Origin of the sequence: Marinobacter sp. (genome assembly GCF_965229985.1) — a bacterium.
GTDB lineage: Bacteria > Pseudomonadota > Gammaproteobacteria > Pseudomonadales > Oleiphilaceae > Marinobacter.
The window spans coordinates 3717387-3736351 of the sequence record NZ_OZ245935.1 but is presented as its reverse complement, the minus strand read 5'-3'; the positions used below and the strand labels follow the sequence as shown (position 1 = coordinate 3736351).

Below are 18965 nucleotides of genomic sequence, written 5' to 3'. Positions count from 1 at the left end.
TTCAGGTCCTTGGTGCGTACTCCAGCACGTCAGAGAAGAACGCCTCTTCGGGCAGGCCCGCATCTACCAGGGCATCCATCAGGGTGTACACCATGGTGGGCGAACCGCTGGCATGGACTTCCACGTTGTTCCAGTCCATTCCGGAAGCAAGCACCGCGCGAACCAGCTGGTCGTGATGGCCGGCCCAGTCATTATCCTCATCATCCCCCACCACCGGCAGGAACGTGAAACACGGCCACTCGTCCTGCCACTGCTGTGCCAGGGCGCGAAGGTACATGTCTTCATGCCGACGCACTCCCCAATACAGTTTCAGCGGCTGGTCGTAGGACGTTTCCCGGAGGTAATCCACGAGGCTTTTCATCTGGGCAAAACCGGTGCCAGCGGCCACCAGCAACAAGGGTTTCGTTGGTGCGGATGCCAGGCATGCCTTGCCATGGGGCAACTCCACGGTCACTTCGCCACCAGACGTCAGGGCATCAATAACCTTCTGCGCGGACACCCATTCCGGGGTCGCCTGGATATGCAGCTCGATGTTCTGGGCCGATGGGCTGCTGGCGATGGAGAAGTAACAGGGGTCTGCGTCAGGCAGATTAACCGACAGGTACTGCCCGGCGTGAAACGACAGTTCCCGACGCCGCGGAAGCTGCAGCTCAACGCGATAGACATCGTGACTGATGGAACGTACGTCCACGACCTTTGCCTGAAACTTGCCAGGCTGATTGTTTCCAGCTGCCATAACGGCGGATATCTCCAGTTCCAGGTCCGTGAGCGGGATGCTTCGGCACATCATCAAACGCTCGCCGACCTCTATAGTCTTTTGGTTTCGGGTATTCAGCGCGCTGCCGGCCAGCAGTTGGGCCTCGCAGATTTCACATACCCCATTACGACAGGCCGCCGGCACATCAATGCCAGCCTGCGCGGCAGCGCCAAGCAAATCTGCGCCCGGCGCCACAGTGAAGGCGATACCAGAGGGCAAAAGCCGCACCGCCTTGTGTTCACTGCCCATATCAGTCGGGGCGCGATGCCGGACTTTCAATGCCCAGGGTATCCCACAACTCATCGACGCGCTTTTTCACCTCTTCGGTCATGGCGATCGGCTCACCCCACTCCCGGGTGGTCTCACCCGGCCACTTGTTGGTGGCATCCATCCCCATTTTGGAACCCAGGCCGGAGACCGGTGAGGCGAAGTCCAGGTAATCGATGGGCGTATTCTCCACCAGCGTGGTATCCCTGGTTGGATCCATTCGGGTAGTGATCGCCCAGATCACGTCTTCCCAGTTACGGGCATTCACGTCGTCATCCGTGACAATCACAAACTTGGTGTACATGAACTGCCGAAGAAACGACCATACCCCCATCATCACCCGTTTGGCATGGCCGGGGTACTGTTTCTTCATGGTCACCACTGCAAGCCGATAGGAACAGCCCTCCGGCGGCAGGTAGAAATCCACGATCTCCGGGAACTGCTTCTGCAGAATCGGAATAAAGACCTCGTTCAGGGCCACCCCGAGAATCGCCGGCTCATCAGGCGGTCGACCGGTATAGGTACTGTGATAGATCGGATCCCGACGATGAGTGACCCGTTCTACGGTGAATACCGGGAAGTGGTCCACTTCGTTGTAGTAACCGGTGTGATCACCGAACGGTCCTTCCGGCGCCATATCATCCGGGTAGATGAAACCTTCCAGCACGATTTCGGCGCTCGCCGGCACCTGCAGATCGCTCAGCCCCGCCTTGACCAGCTCGGTCCGGCTGCCGCGAAGCAACCCGGCAAAGGCGTATTCCGACAGCGTATCCGGCACCGGCGTCACCGCCCCCAGAATAGTCGCCGGATCGGCACCGAGAGCCACGGCAACCGGATAGGGTTGGCCCGGATTGGCCTTCTGGAATTCCTGAAAGTCCAGGGCGCCACCGCGGTGACTGAGCCAACGCATGATCAGACGGTTGCGACCGATGACCTGCTGCCGGTAGATGCCCAGGTTCTGGCGTTCTTTATGGGGCCCACGGGTAATCACCAGGGGCCAGGTCACCAGCGGTCCGGCATCGCCGGGCCAGCAGTGCTGAACCGGTATCTGGTACAGGTCCACCTGATCCTTCTCGATCACCACATCCTGGCAGGGCGCAGAACGAAGTACCTTGGGACTCATGCGCATCACCTGCCTGAACAGCGGCAGTTTCTCGATGGCGTCCCGGAAGCCCTTGGGGGGATCCGGTTCCTTGAGAAACGCCAGCAGCTTACCGATATCCCGAAGCGCCGTAACGTTATCCTGACCCATACCCAGCGCCACCCGCTTCGGTGTCCCGAACAGGTTGGCCAGCACCGGCATGTCATAGCCCCTGGGGTTTTCAAACAACAACGCAGGACCACCTGCCCGCAGGGTGCGGTCGCAGATTTCGGTCATTTCGAGATGGGGATCGACTTCAACGCTGATTCGTTTCAGCTCACCCAGCTTTTCCAGCTGGTCGATGAAGTCTCGCAGGTCGTTGTATTTCATCGGTTACTCCGTTCAGATATGCCAGTACTACGGAGATCGTTGGTCGCTGGACTGCTTTGAGGCAGTTGGAACAAGATGCGCGCACTTGGTATGAACGGCGGAGCCGGGGAGAACCTCCCCGGACCGTGCATTGCCAGGGATGGCAATGCCGAGCCCCCAGGGATGGGTTCACGGCGTGTCCGGGGAGGTTCTCCCCGGCTCTGCCCGCCCCAAAACCAGAGGCGCTAGTCCTAGCTAGGGAGAAATCAACGGCGCTTCATGGACTGGAAGAACTCGTCGTTGGTCTTGGTGTCCTTGAGCTTGTCCAGCAGGAACTCGATGGCGGCGGTGTCGTCGTCCATGGAGTGCAGGAGCTTGCGCAGGATCCAGACCCGCTGGATATCCGCCTCGCTCATCAGCAGATCCTCACGACGCGTGCCCGAGCTGCGGATGTTGATGGCCGGATAGGTCCGCTTCTCGGCAATCTTGCGATCCAGATGGATCTCCATGTTGCCGGTGCCCTTGAACTCCTCGTAGATCACCTCGTCCATCTTGGAGCCGGTGTTGACCAGCGCCGTGGCAAGGATGGTCAGGCTTCCGCCTTCTTCCACGTTACGGGCGGCACCGAAGAAGCGCTTGGGTTTTTCCAGGGCGTGGGCGTCAACACCACCGGTCAGGACCTTGCCTGAGGACGGAATAACCGTGTTGTAGGCGCGAGCCAGACGGGTGATGGAATCCAGCAGGATAACCACGTCCTTCTTGTGCTCGACCAGACGCTTGGCCTTTTCAATCACCATCTCGGCCACCTGAACGTGACGGGCCGGCGGCTCGTCGAAGGTGGAGGCGATGACTTCGCCGCGCACGGTGCGCTGCATCTCGGTCACTTCCTCTGGCCGCTCGTCAATCAGCAGTACCATCACATGGCACTCGGGATTGTTACGGGTGATGGACTGGGCAATGCTCTGCATCAGCAGTGTTTTACCGGCCTTGGGCGGAGACACGATCAGGCCACGCTGGCCCTTGCCGATAGGCGCCACCAGATCCAGCACTCGCGAGGAGAGATCCTCGGTGCTGCCGTTACCGGCCTCGAGCATCAGGCGCTCGTCCGGGAACAGGGGCGTGAGGTTCTCAAAGAGAATCTTGTTTCGGGCGTTATCCGGCTTGTCGAAATTGATCTCGCTGACCTTCAACAAGGCAAAGTAGCGTTCGCCGTCTTTGGGAGGGCGGATCTTGCCGGCAACGGTATCACCCGTGCGCAGGTTAAACCGACGGATCTGACTGGGAGAGACGTATATGTCGTCCGGTCCCGCCAGGTAGGAGGCATCGGCGGAACGGAGGAAGCCGAAGCCGTCCTGCAGAATTTCCAGTACGCCGTCGCCGTAGATGTCTTCGCCGCTTTTTGCGTGCTTCTTCAGAATGGTGAAGATCACATCCTGTTTGCGCGAACGAGCCAGGTTATCGAGGCCCATCTCTTGCGCAATATCGAGCAATTCGGGCACGGATTTCTGCTTGAGTTCAGTAAGATTCATAGTTTGTTGGATTTTCAGGAATGGAAGTAAACGAGTATTGGAATGACAGGGGTGCCCCTGAACGTATTGATCGTAAAAAAACGCTGAACTTGATGCTGGCCAGTTGGAGCAACCGGTGTAGATGGAGTCCGGAATTAAGGTACTGAAGCCAGAGAGTGGGAACAACCGTTCGCCGGGCAAGAGCGATCATCGGCCACCTGACTGGCGAATGTCAAGTGCACTGCACAAATTAACGGCAATTTCACGCCAAACCGGCCACAACAGGCCTGTGGCGCCTCCCCCTGATGGGTTACTCCCTTCCATTGGAAGCCCGTGATGGCGATACTGGCGTATAACCACTTTTCAATGATTCTGGAGCACCATCCATGAGCAGTGTACCCAGCACCGAACTGAAACCCCTGAATGTTGCCCTGCTGACCGTGTCCGATACACGGGGGCCTGAACAGGACACCTCCGGGCAGTTCCTGGAGGACAGCGTGGTCGAGGCCGGCCACAACCTGGTGGCCCGCCGGATCCTGCCTGACGACGTCTATCTGGTGCGGGCATTGATGTCCAACTGGATCGCCGATTCACAGGTGCATGTCGTGATTATTACCGGTGGCACCGGTCTGCTTGAGCGGGACAGCACGCCGGAGGCAGTCAGGCCTCTGCTGGACAAAACCGTAGAAGGCTTTGGCGAGGAATTCCGTCGCCTGTCCGCCGCCGAAATCGGATCTTCGACCGTGCAGTCACGGGCGATGGCGGGGATGGCGAACCATACGGTGATCTTCTGCCTGCCCGGCTCAACCGGTGCCTGCCGCACCGGCTGGGAAGGCATTCTCCTCAGTCAGCTGGACAGCCGTCATACCCCGTGCAATTTCTCGGGCCTGGTCCTGCGCAAACCCGAGAAGCCCATGCAGCGGCTCAATGAAGTGATTGGACAGCGCGCCCAGCGCTGAGGCGAGAAGATATCCTGATCGGAGTTCAGATTTGATGGCCAACCCAAACCTCACGCCCCTGGAAGATGCCCTGGACCACCTGTTGTTGGAGGCACCGGTGGTTACGCAGATTGAAACCGTCGCCCTGGCCGACTCCCTGGGCCGGGTACTAGCCGAAAACCATTACGTACCGGCTGACGTGCCGCCGGCCGATAACAGTGCGGTGGATGGATACGCCCTGCGCAAACAGGATCTTCATGGCGATCAGCCCATACCGGTCTCGGCGCGGATTCCGGCCGGTGAAGCGCCGAAGCCCCTGGAGCCCGGCACTGCCGCGCGCATTTTTACCGGCTCAGAGATTCCCGAGGGTGCCGACTCGGTGGTGATGCAAGAGCGGATTGAGGTGACGGACGGCGGAATTCTTGTCCAGGCAGAGGTAGACCGAGGCCAGAATATTCGCCGACGGGGCCAGGATCTGACCCGGGGCGACCTTGCGCTGGCAAAAGGCACACAGGTGCGCCCGAACGAGATGGGGCTGCTGGCGTCCATGGGCGTTGCCCGGGTTGCCGTTCTGGCGCGGCTGAAAGTCGCCATTCTCTCCACCGGAGATGAGCTGGTGGACCCTGGCACGCCCCTCGGGCCGGGACAGATCTACAACAGTAACCGCTTCACCCTAATGGGGCTGCTCACCGAAGCCGGTTGCAACGTCGTGCTGTGCGAGACACTGAAGGACAAACGCGAGGCCACCCGGGAAACGCTGTTGCGTGCGGCGGAGTCTGCCGATCTGATTATCACCAGCGGGGGCGTATCCGTGGGTGAGGAAGACCACGTGCGCGCGGTACTGGAGGAGTCCGGCAGCCTGTCGCTCTGGAAAATGGCGATCAAACCCGGAAAACCCGTGGCTTTTGGCGCCATCGGCGGAACACCGGTGCTGGGACTGCCCGGCAATCCCGGATCCGTGCTGGTCACTTTCCTGATGGTGGGCATGCCCTACATCCGGAAACGCCAGGGGCGGAATCCCAAAGCCCTCTCCGGAGAGCGGATACCGGCCGACTTTTCCATTTCCTCGGCATCAGTACGCCGGGAATTTGTCAGGGCCCGTAAGGAAACCCGGGGCTCGGAGCCAGTGGTTGCTGCCTATCCGAACCAGAGCTCCGGCATCCTGAGCTCCACCTGCTGGGCGGATGGACTGGCCGTGGTGCCCGAAAACACCACAGTAAGCCCCGGTGACCTGCTAACCTACTATTCGTTTGCGGAACTGTTGAGCTGACCATGAGTGATAACACGATTACGGTACGTTTCTTTGCCCGCCTGCGCGAGGAGCTGAAAACCGACCAACTGGCCGTAGACGCCAGGCCCGGCCTGACCGCTGGCGATGTGCTGGCAGAGCTGGCCAGCCAGGGCGGCCCCTGGAGCCAGTTGCAGGGCGACCAGCCAGTGATGATTGCGATCAACCAGACCATGGCGAAACCCGGTTCCGAGGTAAAAGCCGGCGATGAGCTGGCCTTTTTCCCGCCGGTCACCGGAGGTTGAGATGATTTCGGTCCAGTCTGAAGATTTTGATGTTGCCACCGAGTACGCCGCGCTTCGTGACAGCGGTGCCGGCACCGGTGCTATTGCAACGTTTACCGGCCTGGTGCGGGACAGCGGCGACCTGCAGGGCGTCACGGGACTTTACCTGGAGCACTACCCCGGGATGACGGAACAGGTGATCCAGGGGCTTATTGATGAGGCCTCAAAACGCTGGGATGTGCGCAAGGCCCGAGTCATTCACCGGGTCGGGCGCCTGGCGTTGTGCGACCAGATTGTCTTCGTGGGAGTATGCAGCGCGCACCGAGGGGACGCGTTCGCGGCCTGCGAATTCATCATGGACGCCCTGAAGACATCGGCGCCGTTCTGGAAGAAGGAAATCACCTCAGACGGAGAACACTGGGTGGAACAGAAAGAATCCGATCTGGCGCGCTCTGGGGACTGGAAGTAACTGGCCATAAAAAAACCGCCCCTGAGCCTCGACTCAGGAGCGGTTTCTGGTGGCCCGACTGCAATCAGAGATTGCTGTCCAGGAAGGCCGCCAGCTGGGATTTGGAGAGTGCGCCGACCTTGGTGGCGTCCACATTGCCGTTCTTGAACAGCATCAGGGTGGGGATACCACGGATGTTGAACTTCGGCGGGGTCTGCTCGTTTTCGTCAATGTTGAGCTTGCAGACTTTCAGTTTGCCGTCGTATTCGTCGGCAATCTCTTCAAGCACCGGCGCAATCATCTTGCAGGGACCGCACCACTCGGCCCAGTAGTCCACCAATACGGGGACGTCGGACTGCAGTACATCCTGCTCAAAAGAAGCGTCGGTTACATTTACGATATTTCCGCTCATTACCTTTTCCTGATTCATGCACTACTGCTGCACATCGGCATGTCCCTGGTGGGATTACCATACCGGGCACAGGTGCTGTTGACTGTCGCTGAAGGCTGCCCGGGTTTGCAGACAACCTTTCACCCAAATCACGGTACGACATACTTTACGCGATTGATCAGCCGGATGTGAAGCGGTAGATCCACTACCATGGATCGATCTACGCCTGACCCCGGTCAAACACCGGGTTTTCCGGTTACTGACAGGCCTGAGGGATTTCGCTTATAGTACCCGGCACGTTCATATCAAAAGGATTCCGACCACGTGACGGCCGCATCCACCGCCGAAAACGCTGCCGCCTCACCCGAGGTTCTCGCAGCCATCGACATGGGCTCGAACAGCTTCCACATGGTGGTTGCCCGACTAGTGCATGGGGAAATCCGGACCCTCGAGAAGATGGGAGAAAAGGTACAGCTCGGCGCCGGGCTGGATCAGTATAACCGGCTGACCGAAGAGGCCCAGGAGCGGGCCCTGGCCTGCCTGGGCCGGTTCGCACAGCGGCTCAAGGGGATGCCCCCGGAAGCGGTGCAGATTGTTGGCACCAACGCGCTGCGCGTCGCCCGAAATGCCCATCAATTCATGACCCGGGCGGAAGAGGTGCTGGGTTATCCGGTGGAGATCATTGCCGGCCGCGAGGAAGCACGCCTGATCTACCTGGGCGTCTCCCACACCCTGTCTGACGACATCGGACGCCGGCTGGTGATCGATATCGGCGGTGGCAGCACCGAGTTCATCATCGGCCAGCGGTTCGAGCCCCAGGAGCTTGAAAGCCTGCACATGGGCTGCGTCTCCTTCCGGAACCGGTATTTCCCGGACGGCAAGATCACCAAGCGGCAGATGGACAAGGCAGTGACCCATGCCGAGCAGGAACTGCTCAATATTCGTCAGCACTACCGTTCCGTGGGCTGGCAGAGCGCGGTCGGCTCATCCGGCTCGATCAAGGCCATTGCCAGCATACTGGCGACCCTGAAAATCACCGACGGCACCATTACCCTTGCCGCCATGCAGGAGCTTCGCAAGCGTCTGGTGGATATGGGCAAAACTGAAAAGCTGGGGGACCTGGGCGTACGTTCGGATCGCCAGAGCATCTTTCCGGCGGGCTTTGCCATTCTGATGGGGGCATTCCAGTCTCTTGGCATCCGGGACATGGCTTTCGCCGACGGCGCATTGCGGGAGGGCCTGCTCTACGACATTGTCGGGCGCATCCAGCACGAGGACGTCCGGGAGCGGACCATATCCGCGCTGCAGGAGCGTTACCATGTTGACCAGGAACATGGCACAGCGGTAGAGGAAACTGCCGTGGCCGCCTGGCAGCAGGTGGCCGATGCCTGGGGACTGAACACGGCAGCAGATGAAGAGGTCCTGCGCTGGGCCTGCCGACTCCATGAGATCGGACTGACCATATCCCACAGCCAGTATCACAAACACGGTGCCTACCTGTTGCGCTACTCGGACCTGCCCGGCTTTACGCAGCAGTTCCAGCGGGACCTTGCCACACTGGTGCGCGGCCACCGGCGCAAATTCGCCTCCGCCATTTTCGAGGGGCTGGATCCGGAAGATATCGCAAGGTTGCGTTACCTCTGCGTATTGGTTCGCCTGGCGGTTCTGATTCAACACCCGCGCAATATGGAACAACCTCCGGCCTTCACCCTCACTGCTCACAAAGACAAGCTGGTGCTGGAGTTTCCGTCGGGTTGGCTGGATGACAGGCCACTGACCCTGGCCGACCTGGAAAACGAGCGGGACTATCTCGCCAAACAGGATTTTGTTCTGGAACTGAACGGCGGCTGACGGCATTCAGCCGCTCAGCTCTGCCTCCAGGGATTCCACCTCTTCACTGACTTCAAGCCACTGGGCCTCCACCTCTTCCAGGCGGGCGGTTGCGGTGGCCTGCTCGCCCAGCAGCTCTTTCAGACGCGCTTTGCCGCTGTCGTCATAAAGACCCGGATCGGACAGCTGTTCCTCCAGAGCTGACAACGCCTGCTGAAGCTGCTCCATTTCCTTTTCCAGAGCAGTCTGCTTTTTACGATAGGGACTGAGTTTCTGGCGCACGGCCGCCTCTGCCCGCTTGCGTGCCTTCCGGTCTTCGGCACTCTCACCCACGTCAGCAGTCTCTTCCGCAGCCTGCTGTCCGGCCGGCATTCGTCTGGGCGCTTCGGTATCATCTTTCCGGCGGTCGGCCAGCCAGCGCTCGTAGTCCTCAAGATCACCCTGGTATTCCGTCACCCGGCCGTCATTGACCAGCCAGAACTCGTCCACCGTGTTTCTCAGCAGGTGCCGGTCGTGGGAGACCACCACAATGGCGCCTTCAAAGTTCTGCAGTGCCATGGTCAGGGCCTGGCGCATTTCCAGATCCAGGTGGTTGGTGGGCTCGTCCAGCAGGAGTAGGTTCGGTTTCTGCCAGGCAATAACGGCAAGCGCCACCCGGGCCTTTTCCCCGCCGGAAAATGACCGGACGGCGCTCAAAGCCTCATCGCCGTGAAAATCAAACCCACCGAGGAAGTTCCGGATACTCTGCTCTGACGCTTTCGGCGCCAGCCTCTGCAAATGCAGAAACGGGCTGGCATCCAGATCCAGTGATTCCAGCTGATGCTGGGCGAAAGAACCGATGGCCAGATGCTCGCCACAGGTTCGATCCCCGGACAACAAGGTACCCTCACCGCGAAGCGCATCCATCAGCGTGGACTTGCCGGCGCCATTGGGGCCCAACAGGCCAATCCGGCTGCCGGGCAACAGAGTCAGATTGATGCCGTCCAGGATTGGAGTATGACCATGCCCGGCCTTGCCGTTGCGGATCGACAGCAGGGGATTGGAGACCTTTTCGGCCACTGGAAATTCAAAACTGAAGGGAGAATCGATATGAGCCGGGGCAATGCGCTCCATCCGCTCCAGGGCCTTGACCCGACTCTGGGCCTGGCGGGCCTTGGTGGCCTTGGCCTTGAACCGGTCGATGAAGCGCTGAATTTCAGCGATCCTGGCCTGCTGGCGCTCAAAACCGGCCTGCTGCTGGGCCAGACGTTCACTGCGCTGGCCTTCAAAGGCTGAGTAATTACCCGTATACAGTTCCAGGTTACGGCGATCGAAATGCACGACATGGGTAGCGACCCTATCCATGAAATCGCGGTCGTGGGAGATAAACAGCAGGGTACCGGGATAGCGCCGCAGCCAATTCTCAAGCCACAGACAGGCATCCAGATCCAGGTGGTTGGTTGGCTCATCCAGAAGCAGCAGATCCGAAGGTCGCATCAGGGCCTGGGCCAGGTTAAGCCGGATCCGCCAGCCACCGGAAAACGCCGACACCGGCCGGTCGGCGTCCTCGTCAGTGAATCCCAGCCCCCGCAACAATGCCTCGGCCCTGCGGGCTGCAGACCAGGCCTCGTGCACATCCAGTTCCCCGTGTATGCGGGCAATGGCATGGTCATCACCGGCGCCTTCTGCCCTGGCAAGCTCCGCTTCAAGGCGACGCAGATCCAGATCGCCATCAAGGACAAAATCCCGGGCACTGCGGTCGGTTGCTTCGACTTCCTGTGCCATGTGGGCAATGCGACAACCACCGGGTAGGGAGACCGCTCCCTGCTCCGGCGCCAACTGGCCCAGCAAGAGCTGGAAAAGACTGGATTTGCCGGCACCATTGGCACCGACGATGGCGACACGCTGACCGGGCTGAACGGTAAGGTTGACGGATTCTAGCAACCAGACGCCGCCCCGTTGTAAACTGAGATCGGTTATCGTTAACATGTTTTCATTTTATCAACGTAAAGTGTTCAGGGAAGGCACAGCGCCTATGTCGGTCGGCTCGGCTACCATCCCGGATTTCTCGACACCGCCGCTGGAACTGCCGGCAGATCTGGAACCGGAGAACCCACTCTGGCGTTTTGCATTGGCGTTCTGGAAATATCCGGACGTACAGAACAGCTGCCTGGCCCTTCAGAATCAGGGCTGGAGCGTGACGCGGATTCTCAGTGCGGCCTGGCTAGCACTCTCCGGCAGGATCTTCGCCGGGGTCGAGGACGCTACGGTAACAGAGTGGCGCAACCGTGTAACCGTTGCGCTACGCAGTGCGAGAAAATCGCTGCCCGGCAATGCCGACAACTGTCAAAAGCTCCGTACCGGCATCGCTGGTCTGGAGCTTGAAGCCGAACAGATCGAACTGGCCCTGAGCTGGCGAACGCTAATGACCAACAACCCGGAAAACACTTACATGCAGGGACGCGACGCACTGATCATCACCAATCTGGTTGCGGCTGCACCGACATCACCCGTTGATGACAGTGCCAGGCCCCTGCTGAATACACTGGCCGAAACCCTGGCCCACTTTCCCAAGGGAGACCACCAGCCATGATGATGAAATGGCTAATACGGCTCTCATTTCCGGCTCTCGGATTGCTGTTATTGCTCATCTTCTTCGGCCTGAACGATCCGGAGCAGGTATCCGAGCCAGTGGCAGAAGAGGAACAGCCGGAAATTCCCGCCTTCGAAGGCCTGGTGCCCTCACCGATTCCCACCGAGGGCCCCGAGATCGTGTTCAAGTGGCAGGATACCGACGGCAACTGGCACTATGCTGACCAGCCGCCGGAACAGGGCCGCTGGAACACCCTCGCCATCGAACGGCGGGACAAGGCCTTTCCGCGCCTCCAGCCCCAGGAACCGGAAACAGATTGGCGATCCCCCTATAACGCCCCTTTTTCTCTGGGACCATCCGCCGCCGGTACCAACGGCAGCTGAGCTGACACGTCCGCTTTCTTAACACATGTTCAGTGGCATCTGACGCCGGAACCCGTTACCTTCTGCGTTCTGACAAACACAACGCGGGGCCCTGCCCCGAGCACCGACGTTAAAGGATAATGCAATGAAGAAAACGCTCCTTGCACTGGCAGTGACCGGACTTGTTGCCGGCTGTTCCACTCCGCCCGAAGCCCCGGAACAACCGAAACTGGAATCCACCGACCAGAAGGTCAGTTATGGAATGGGCCTGGTATTGGGTGAGCGCATGGGTAACGACCTGCCGAACCTGCAGATGGATCAGTTCCTCCAGGGCATCCAGCACGGCCACGCTGGCGATGATGAAGCCAAGCGCATGAGCCGCGAGGAAATCCAGCAGGCCCTGATGACCTACCAGCAGCAGCTGCAGGAGGAGCAGGGCAAGCAGATGGAAGAGCTGGCCCAGAAGAATCTGGATGCCGGAGAGGCCTTCCTGGCAGAGAATGCCGAGCGTGAAGGTGTGGAAACCACCGACTCAGGCCTTCAGTATGAAGTGCTTGAGCAGGGTGACGGCGAAAAGCCGGCAGCAACCGACACGGTTCAGGTGCACTACACTGGTGAACTGCTGTCCGGTGAGGTGTTCGACAGCTCCCGCGAGCGCGGCGAGCCGGTAACCTTCGCCCTTAACCAGGTGATTCCCGGCTGGACCGAAGGCCTTCAGTTGATGAGTGAAGGTGCCCGCTACAAGCTCTACATTCCTTCCGACCTGGCTTACGGCCCAGGTGGTAACCGGGCAATCGGACCGAACGAGACTCTCGTGTTTGATGTCGAGCTGCTCGAGATCAATCCCGGCTCTGGAGACTAAGCTCCAGGCAGGCGGCGGCCAGTTCTGGCGCAGCCATAAAAAAGCCCCAGCCCGGCGTTACCGGCTGGGGCTTTTTTGATTCAGGCGTATTCTCAGGCAGAGGCCACTTTGCCGGCGTGGGCATTGTGAAGGTGCTCGATCAGGAAATCCTCCATCTCGAACCGGGTCTCCAGGGTTTCACCCAGCTTCGACAACTCACCGAACAGCTCTTTGACATCCTCTTCCGACAATTCCCGGCCATCCAGACGGTCATTGAAGTTAAGGGCGACCTCAGTGGTCTGCTCAATCCGGGGGTAAACCTTGGCCGCCAATTCGAGGCCGCCATCGTTGAATTCCCTGGCTTCGCGAACCAGTTGCTCATAAATCTCAAAATGGCCGGTAGATACGTAATCCACCAGCACCTCACACAGGCGCACGAACTTTTCTCTCAGCGCTTCCGTCTGCGAGAAGTCATTCTCCCCGGACAGGTCGCAGTAATGCACCAGCAGCTCCTGACGCTCCTTGAGCCAGCGATCAATCAGTTCGCTGACGCCACCCCAGCGCTCCCTGGCATTTCGGCAATTTTCCAACATGACGCCTGTTCTCCGCTTGTCTTCGGTACTTCTGTTTCGGTTTTGATTTTTATTAGGTTTGGATCAAGTTACCCCATGGCTGCTGTCCCCCGCAACCGTTTCAGCTCCGAATCCACTCCCGGGGTTTTTGCCGGCGAAACATCAGAACCAGACCGGTAATAACCAGCAGAGAGAAAAACACGGCAGTCCAGCCAGGGATGCTCAAACCCAGGAACCGCCAGACCACTTCAGCACAGTCCCCCGTACCCTGCAGCGCGGTAGACAAGACTTCAAACCAGGGCAGGACATCAAGCATGTAATCAACTGAGGGCCCACACGCTGGCACCTGGTCTGCCGGCAGACTCTGCAGCCACAACTGCCGTCCGGCGACGCCCAGACCGGCTCCGGCGGTCAACACCAGCAGGAAACCGTAGATCCGAGCGCCGAATCCGGTGGGACCCTGGAGAAAGGCCAGGAAACTCACCAGACCGGCCCCCATAAAGCCGAACCGCTGTAACCAGCAAAGCGGGCAGGGCTCCAGCCCCATCACATGCTCCATATAAAACGCCACACCCAGAAGCGCGGCACATACAAGGAAAATAAGCCCGAAAACCCATCTGCTGGTCAAAAGAACACCTCGAATCGTGAATTGAAACTGCAAGCGGCCACTGGGCCTGCTATTCTCGTCACTTAACCCTAAACCACGATCAACTTCAAGCCTATGACACGCCAGCCAAAATCCGTTCTGACGCTTCTGTTTCTGTTGTTTGCAATGATGCCCTTACCCGCCGTTTCCCAGGATGAGGAAAATACCGAAGAGGAAGTGGCTGAGGAAGAAAGCGGCGTTACCGATTACATCAGTATGGATCCGCCTTTTGTGACTCACGTGGGCACGCCTGGCAACAAGCCGACCTACCTGAAGGCCGCCGTGACACTGCGGGCCCGGAATACAAGCACCCGGCCAGCGCTGGAAGCCCACATGCCTCGCCTGAGACACGAACTGGTGATGCTGTTTGGCGAGCAGACTGACACAGAACGCCTCACCTCAATGGAAGGGCAGGAGGCGTTGCGAGAGGAAGCCAAACAGCGAATAAATGCGGTTCTGGAGGAGCAGCAGACCGGCGAGAGCATCGCCGGTGTATTGTTTACAGAATTCGTGGTGCAGAAATAAGGCTGGACCCGACCAAGCAATCAGGCGATCCGTGAGAACAGATCGTCTGCCTGGTCCCGGTCATCCCGGGCTACCTGATCGGCATCGTCCCAACCGGCTTCCCAGGCAGCAATGACAACCTCACCCCGATAGGGGCAGCGGGCTTTATCCATACCCATGTTGGCAGCCATGTAGCCCTGACGGTAAGCCTTGTTGAGCGCTTCCACATCCCAGCCGAGTTTGATATCCCTTGCCATCGCCGTCTCTCCCGATCCTGATGTTACAAAAATTAACAGCCGGACCGGAGGGAGACAAATCTTTGTTCGGTTTCTGTGCGTCAGGTCCGCAGACTTCTGCGACAGTGGCCCAACTTACCGTTCAGGAGCGCAGATACTGTTCCAGAAACTGGCTGAACGGCAGGGTATCGGCACGCTCCATCTGCGCCTGCTCGGCCAGGGAATCTGCCGTCATGGCATCAAACGCCTGGCGCACACTGGCATCGAGGCCTTCCTGCCTGAGGGTTTGCTGGTGCTGCTGCGCCATTTCCATGCCCCACTCCCGATGCCCCAGGCCTGAGGAGCGCATGGCGTCCAGAACCCGGGCAGACGGAACCGTCCACTCACCATTCAAGGTCTCGCGCTGGGCAGCCAGGGCGCGACGGTAGGTATCATCCCCCCGCCAGCTATCGAGCAACTCGGCGAGCGGTTCCAGTTGCGCCAGGATATCGGTTGCGGCCTCTGAAACCGGGGTGCGCTCCCCGGCACGGCATAGCTTCAACTCACGGTAACGCCCGTTGGACACCACATCCTTGTAGTTGTCATCGAGACGCTCGCACTCTTCATCGCCAATACGGGGCGAGTCGGATAGCAGGCAATCCAGAAGGAACAGGTCCAGGAAATCGATCTGAGCCTCATTCACGCCCAGCGGTGAGAAGGGATCAAGATCCAGACACCGCACCTCGATGTATTCCACACCCCGGGCCTCAAGCGCCTGGATGGGCTTTTCTTCCCGCTGCGTGGTGCGTTTGGGGCGCACGGCGCTGTAATACTCGTTTTCGATCTGCAGGACGCTGGTATTGATCTGGATGAACTGGTCGCCCCGGCGGGTGCCGATTTCCTCATAGGCCGGCCAGGTGGTGTGGATAGCCCGATCGAGAGTCTGGGTGTAGGTGCTGAGCTCATTGAAACAGATGTTCAGGGAGGCCTGGGCATTGTTGTGGTAACCCAGATCCCCCATCCGCAGCGAGGTGGCGTGCTCACCGTACCAGGTGCGTTCGTCAAACTGGTTGAGGTCGTGGCTGACACCGGCAACAAAACTGGCATCCAGTGCCGGCGAGGCACCGAACAGCAACATCAGCAGCCAGCTACGGCGACGGAAATTCCGGATCAGCCAGAAATACTGATCCGATTTGAAGTCTTTCAGGCTTTGCTCATTACCGAGCAACTCCTGCCACTTCTGCCAGAAGCTATCGGGTAGCGACAGGTTGTAGTGGGCGCCAGCGATGCTCTGCATCATACGCCCGTAACGCACCGCCAGACCCTGCCGGTAAACGTGCTTGAGCTGGCCAATGTTTGAGCTGCCGTATTCGGCAATGGGGATGCTCGGATCGCCATCCAGTTCACAGGGCATGCTCGCCGCCCAGAAGACCTCGTCGCCAAGGTTCTGCTGCACGTAGGTGTGGATATCCCGCAGGGATTTCAGCATGCCCCCGGTGCTGTTGAACACCGGCGTGATCAGCTCCAGCAAGGCCTCCGAATAGTCCGTGGTGATCCTTGGGTGGGTCAGTGCCGAACCCAGGGCTTCGGGATGCGGGGTCTGGGCGATGAAGCCGTTGCGATCCACCCGCAGCCCTTCTTTTTCGACACCCTTGAGAAAACCATCCCAGTCGCTGGCAGCGAACTGACGAAATACGGAATGGCGGGATTCAGCCATGGTCGACTCCTGCTGCGGCCGGTTTGCTCTTTTGCACAACCGGCCGATGAAAAGATTGTATGCCCGTCAGCTGTCCTTGCGCGCCGAGGCCAGTGCCTGGGCCAGCGCACCAGCCATGGCGCCCTGCGGGGATTTCTGGCCGGAACCGCCACTGCCTGCGTTCCGGTTTCCGCCCTTGCGGCTGGCTCCGGAGCGGTTGGCAGCCATTGGCTTGCCTTCGTTTTTCTCGCCAGGCTGATCGTCCATACGCATGGTCAGGGCAATTCGCTTGCGCGGGATATCCACGTCCATCACCTTGACCTTGACGATATCACCGGCCTTGACCACTTCCCGGGGATCCTTGACGAAGGTGTGGGACAGCGCGGAAATGTGCACCAGGCCATCCTGATGCACACCAATATCCACAAACGCGCCAAAGTTGGTCACGTTGGTCACCGAGCCTTCCAGCACCATGCCGGGTTTGAGATCGCTCAGGGTTTCGACCCCTTCCTCAAAACTTGCGAACCTGAATTCCGGTCGCGGATCCCGCCCCGGTTTCTCCAGTTCCGAGATGATGTCCTTGATAGTCGGCAAACCGAACTGTTCTGTTACGTAATCCTGGGGATTCAGACCACGCAGGAACGAGGAGTCACCGATGATATCGCCCACTTCGCGATTATTTTTCCGGGCGATGGCCTCGACCACGCCATAGGCTTCAGGGTGCACGGAGGACCGGTCCAGGGGGTTCTCACCGCCGGCAATACGCAGAAAACCCGCCGCCTGCTCGAACGTGCGGTCCCCGAGACGGGTGACCTTGAGCAGCTGCTTGCGGTTGCGGAACATGCCGTTCTGGTTGCGGAACTCAATGATGTTCTGGGCGATGGTCTGGTTCAGGCCCGAGACCCTTGCCAGCAGTGGCGCTGACGCCGTGTTCAGATCCACACCCACGCCGTTTACACAGTCTTCCACTACGGCATCCAGACTGCGGGACAGTTGAACCTGGGAGACATCGTGCTGGTACTGCCCTACCCCGATGGATTTCGGCTCGATTTTCACCAGCTCGGCCAGCGGATCCTGCAATCGACGGGCAATGGAGACCGCACCCCGAATGGTGACATCCAGATCTGGCAATTCCTTGGAAGCAAACTCTGAGGCTGAGTAGACCGAAGCACCGGACTCACTGACCACGATCCGGGCCAGCTTCAGTTCGGGGTAACGCTTGCTGAGGTCGCCGACCAGCTTCTCGGTCTCCCGGGAAGCGGTGCCATTACCAATGGCCACCAGCTCGATCTTGTACTCCCGACACCAGGCCGCCAGCTGCTCAATGGAACGATCCCACTGATTCTGGGGCGCATGGGGGAAGATGGCTCCGTGGCCGGCCACCTGACCAGTGCCATCGATGACCGCCACTTTCACCCCGGTACGTAGGCCGGGGTCCAGGCCCAGAGTCGGGCGCGGACCAGCCGGCGCAAGCAGCAGGAGATCCTTGAGGTTGGCAGCGAACACGTTGATGGCTTCGGTTTCCGCCGCTTCGCGGACCTGCGCCATCAGGTCGGTTTCAATCTGGGTGGAGAGTTTCACCCTCCAGGTCCAGCGAACCACCTCCGAGAGCCATTTGTCGGCGGCACGACCGTTGTCCCGAATATTCCAGCGAGCGGCGATGCGCTGCTCGGCCGGGTGGGGCGCGCGACGGTCGTCGTCGGCATCGCCGACCACGATGGTGTAACCAAGAACACCCTCGTTCCGTCCCCGAAGAATGGCCAGGGCGCGGTGGGACGGCACTTTTTTCAGGGGCTCGACGTGGTCGAAATAATCCCGGAATTTGGCACCTTCGTTCTCCTTGCCTTCCACCACGGCGACTTTCAGCTGGCCTTCCTGCCAGATGAAGTCCCGCAGACTGCCCAACAGCTCAGCATCCTCGGCAAACCGCTCCATCAGAATGTAGCGGGCGCCATCCAGCGCAGCCTTGGCATCTTCCACGCCGGCTTCTTTGTTCAGGTAGCCCTGGGCAGTGGTTTCGGGATCCAGAGTCGGATCATCGTAGAGGGCATCAGCCAGCGGCTCCAGACCCGCTTCCCGTGCAATCTGGGCCTTGGTCCGGCGCTTGGGCTTGTAGGGCAGGTAAAGATCTTCCAGACGGTTCTTGGCATCCGCTTCGTTAATGCTGGCCTTGAGCTCGTCGGTCAGCTTGCCCTGCTCCTCGATGCTCTTGAGGATGGTGGCACGACGGTCTTCCAGTTCCCGCAGATAGCGCAGGCGTTCTTCCAGGTTCCTTAGCTGGCTGTCATCCAGTGAGCCTGTGACCTCTTTCCGGTAGCGGGCGATAAACGGAACGGTCGCGCCCTCGTCGAGCAGTTCGACGGTGGCATTAACCTGTTGCTCGCGGACACCGAGTTCCTCGGCGATACGCCTGGAGATACTGTTCATGCAACCTCTGTCTGATGCTTTGCCAATAA

Annotated in this window: 19 protein-coding genes; 9 read left to right on the top strand and 10 right to left on the bottom strand. The window is 59.5% G+C overall.

Features of this window, described 5'->3' with window-relative positions; translation table 11 throughout:
* Nucleotide 1: 1 nt before the first annotated feature.
* The 3 genes from ACO06L_RS17095 to rho form a co-directional block, all read right to left on the bottom strand.
* On the bottom strand, nt 2-1006 hold the full coding sequence (locus ACO06L_RS17095) for a 2Fe-2S iron-sulfur cluster-binding protein (protein WP_202347988.1): 1005 nt from the start codon (nt 1004-1006) through the stop codon (nt 2-4).
* A 1-nt stretch (nt 1007) separates the two neighbouring features.
* Nucleotides 1008-2495: a 4-hydroxy-3-polyprenylbenzoate decarboxylase gene (ubiD, locus tag ACO06L_RS17090; protein ID WP_202347989.1), complete on the bottom strand. Its 1488-nt coding sequence runs from the start codon at nt 2493-2495 to the stop codon at nt 1008-1010.
* A 245-nt stretch (nt 2496-2740) separates the two neighbouring features.
* On the bottom strand, nt 2741-4003 hold the full coding sequence (gene rho / locus ACO06L_RS17085; protein ID WP_008169890.1) for a transcription termination factor Rho: 1263 nt from the start codon (nt 4001-4003) through the stop codon (nt 2741-2743).
* A gap of 365 nt (nt 4004-4368) precedes the next feature.
* Between rho and moaB the strand changes: the two genes are divergently transcribed.
* The 4 genes from moaB to ACO06L_RS17065 are packed head-to-tail and all read left to right on the top strand — an operon-like array spanning nt 4369 to nt 6901.
* Nucleotides 4369-4941: a molybdenum cofactor biosynthesis protein B gene (gene moaB, locus ACO06L_RS17080; protein WP_202347990.1), complete on the top strand. Its 573-nt coding sequence runs from the start codon at nt 4369-4371 to the stop codon at nt 4939-4941.
* A gap of 34 nt (nt 4942-4975) precedes the next feature.
* Entirely contained in the window at nt 4976-6190 is a 1215-nt protein-coding gene (glp, locus tag ACO06L_RS17075) for a gephyrin-like molybdotransferase Glp (protein WP_202347991.1), read from the top strand.
* A gap of 2 nt (nt 6191-6192) precedes the next feature.
* Complete coding sequence (locus ACO06L_RS17070) at nt 6193-6453, top strand: MoaD/ThiS family protein (RefSeq protein WP_202347992.1); 261 nt, start codon at nt 6193-6195, stop codon at nt 6451-6453.
* 1 nt (nt 6454) lies between these two features.
* Entirely contained in the window at nt 6455-6901 is a 447-nt protein-coding gene (locus ACO06L_RS17065) for a molybdenum cofactor biosynthesis protein MoaE (RefSeq protein WP_202347993.1), read from the top strand.
* A 64-nt stretch (nt 6902-6965) separates the two neighbouring features.
* On the opposite strand, the gene trxA is transcribed toward ACO06L_RS17065, so the two are convergent.
* The gene (gene trxA, locus ACO06L_RS17060) at nt 6966-7292 is read right to left on the bottom strand and encodes a thioredoxin TrxA (protein WP_008169901.1); all 327 of its coding nucleotides are present in this window, start codon (nt 7290-7292) and stop codon (nt 6966-6968) included.
* Nucleotides 7293-7595: 303 nt separating this feature from the next.
* Between trxA and ppx the strand changes: the two genes are divergently transcribed.
* The gene (gene ppx / locus ACO06L_RS17055) at nt 7596-9122 is read left to right on the top strand and encodes an exopolyphosphatase (protein ID WP_202347994.1); all 1527 of its coding nucleotides are present in this window, start codon (nt 7596-7598) and stop codon (nt 9120-9122) included.
* A gap of 6 nt (nt 9123-9128) precedes the next feature.
* Here the strand turns inward: ppx and ACO06L_RS17050 are convergent, their stop codons facing one another.
* Nucleotides 9129-11069, bottom strand: a complete 1941-nt coding sequence (locus ACO06L_RS17050; protein WP_202347995.1) for an ATP-binding cassette domain-containing protein — start codon at nt 11067-11069, stop codon at nt 9129-9131.
* A gap of 46 nt (nt 11070-11115) precedes the next feature.
* Between ACO06L_RS17050 and ACO06L_RS17045 the strand changes: the two genes are divergently transcribed.
* From ACO06L_RS17045 to ACO06L_RS17035, 3 genes are all read left to right on the top strand, one after another.
* Nucleotides 11116-11673, top strand: a complete 558-nt coding sequence (locus ACO06L_RS17045) for a TIGR02444 family protein (RefSeq protein ID WP_202347996.1) — start codon at nt 11116-11118, stop codon at nt 11671-11673.
* Nucleotides 11670-12056, top strand: a complete 387-nt coding sequence (locus ACO06L_RS17040; protein WP_064228457.1) for a DUF4124 domain-containing protein — start codon at nt 11670-11672, stop codon at nt 12054-12056. Before ACO06L_RS17045 ends, ACO06L_RS17040 begins: the two co-directional genes overlap by 4 nt.
* A 124-nt stretch (nt 12057-12180) precedes the next feature.
* Nucleotides 12181-12897: an FKBP-type peptidyl-prolyl cis-trans isomerase gene (locus ACO06L_RS17035; RefSeq protein WP_064228458.1), complete on the top strand. Its 717-nt coding sequence runs from the start codon at nt 12181-12183 to the stop codon at nt 12895-12897.
* Nucleotides 12898-12989: 92 nt separating this feature from the next.
* On the opposite strand, the gene ACO06L_RS17030 is transcribed toward ACO06L_RS17035, so the two are convergent.
* Both ACO06L_RS17030 and ACO06L_RS17025 read right to left on the bottom strand, forming a co-directional pair.
* Nucleotides 12990-13469, bottom strand: a complete 480-nt coding sequence (locus ACO06L_RS17030; protein ID WP_064228459.1) for an Rsd/AlgQ family anti-sigma factor — start codon at nt 13467-13469, stop codon at nt 12990-12992.
* A gap of 100 nt (nt 13470-13569) precedes the next feature.
* Nucleotides 13570-14076, bottom strand: coding sequence for a disulfide bond formation protein B (locus tag ACO06L_RS17025; RefSeq protein WP_201257918.1), 507 nt, complete (start codon nt 14074-14076; stop codon nt 13570-13572).
* Nucleotides 14077-14169: 93 nt separating this feature from the next.
* Here ACO06L_RS17025 and ACO06L_RS17020 point away from each other — a divergent pair, with 93 nt between their 5' ends.
* On the top strand, nt 14170-14619 hold the full coding sequence (locus ACO06L_RS17020) for a flagellar basal body-associated FliL family protein (RefSeq protein WP_064228461.1): 450 nt from the start codon (nt 14170-14172) through the stop codon (nt 14617-14619).
* A 20-nt stretch (nt 14620-14639) separates the two neighbouring features.
* Here the strand turns inward: ACO06L_RS17020 and rmf are convergent, their stop codons facing one another.
* From rmf to ACO06L_RS17005, 3 genes are all read right to left on the bottom strand, one after another.
* On the bottom strand, nt 14640-14855 hold the full coding sequence (rmf, locus tag ACO06L_RS17015) for a ribosome modulation factor (RefSeq protein WP_064228462.1): 216 nt from the start codon (nt 14853-14855) through the stop codon (nt 14640-14642).
* A gap of 121 nt (nt 14856-14976) precedes the next feature.
* Nucleotides 14977-16530 (bottom strand): glutamate--cysteine ligase, encoded by a 1554-nt coding sequence (gene gshA / locus ACO06L_RS17010; protein WP_202347997.1) that lies wholly within the window; start codon nt 16528-16530, stop codon nt 14977-14979.
* A gap of 66 nt (nt 16531-16596) precedes the next feature.
* Nucleotides 16597-18936: a Tex family protein gene (locus tag ACO06L_RS17005; protein ID WP_202347998.1), complete on the bottom strand. Its 2340-nt coding sequence runs from the start codon at nt 18934-18936 to the stop codon at nt 16597-16599.
* Between the last annotated feature and the right edge of the window lie 29 nt (nt 18937-18965).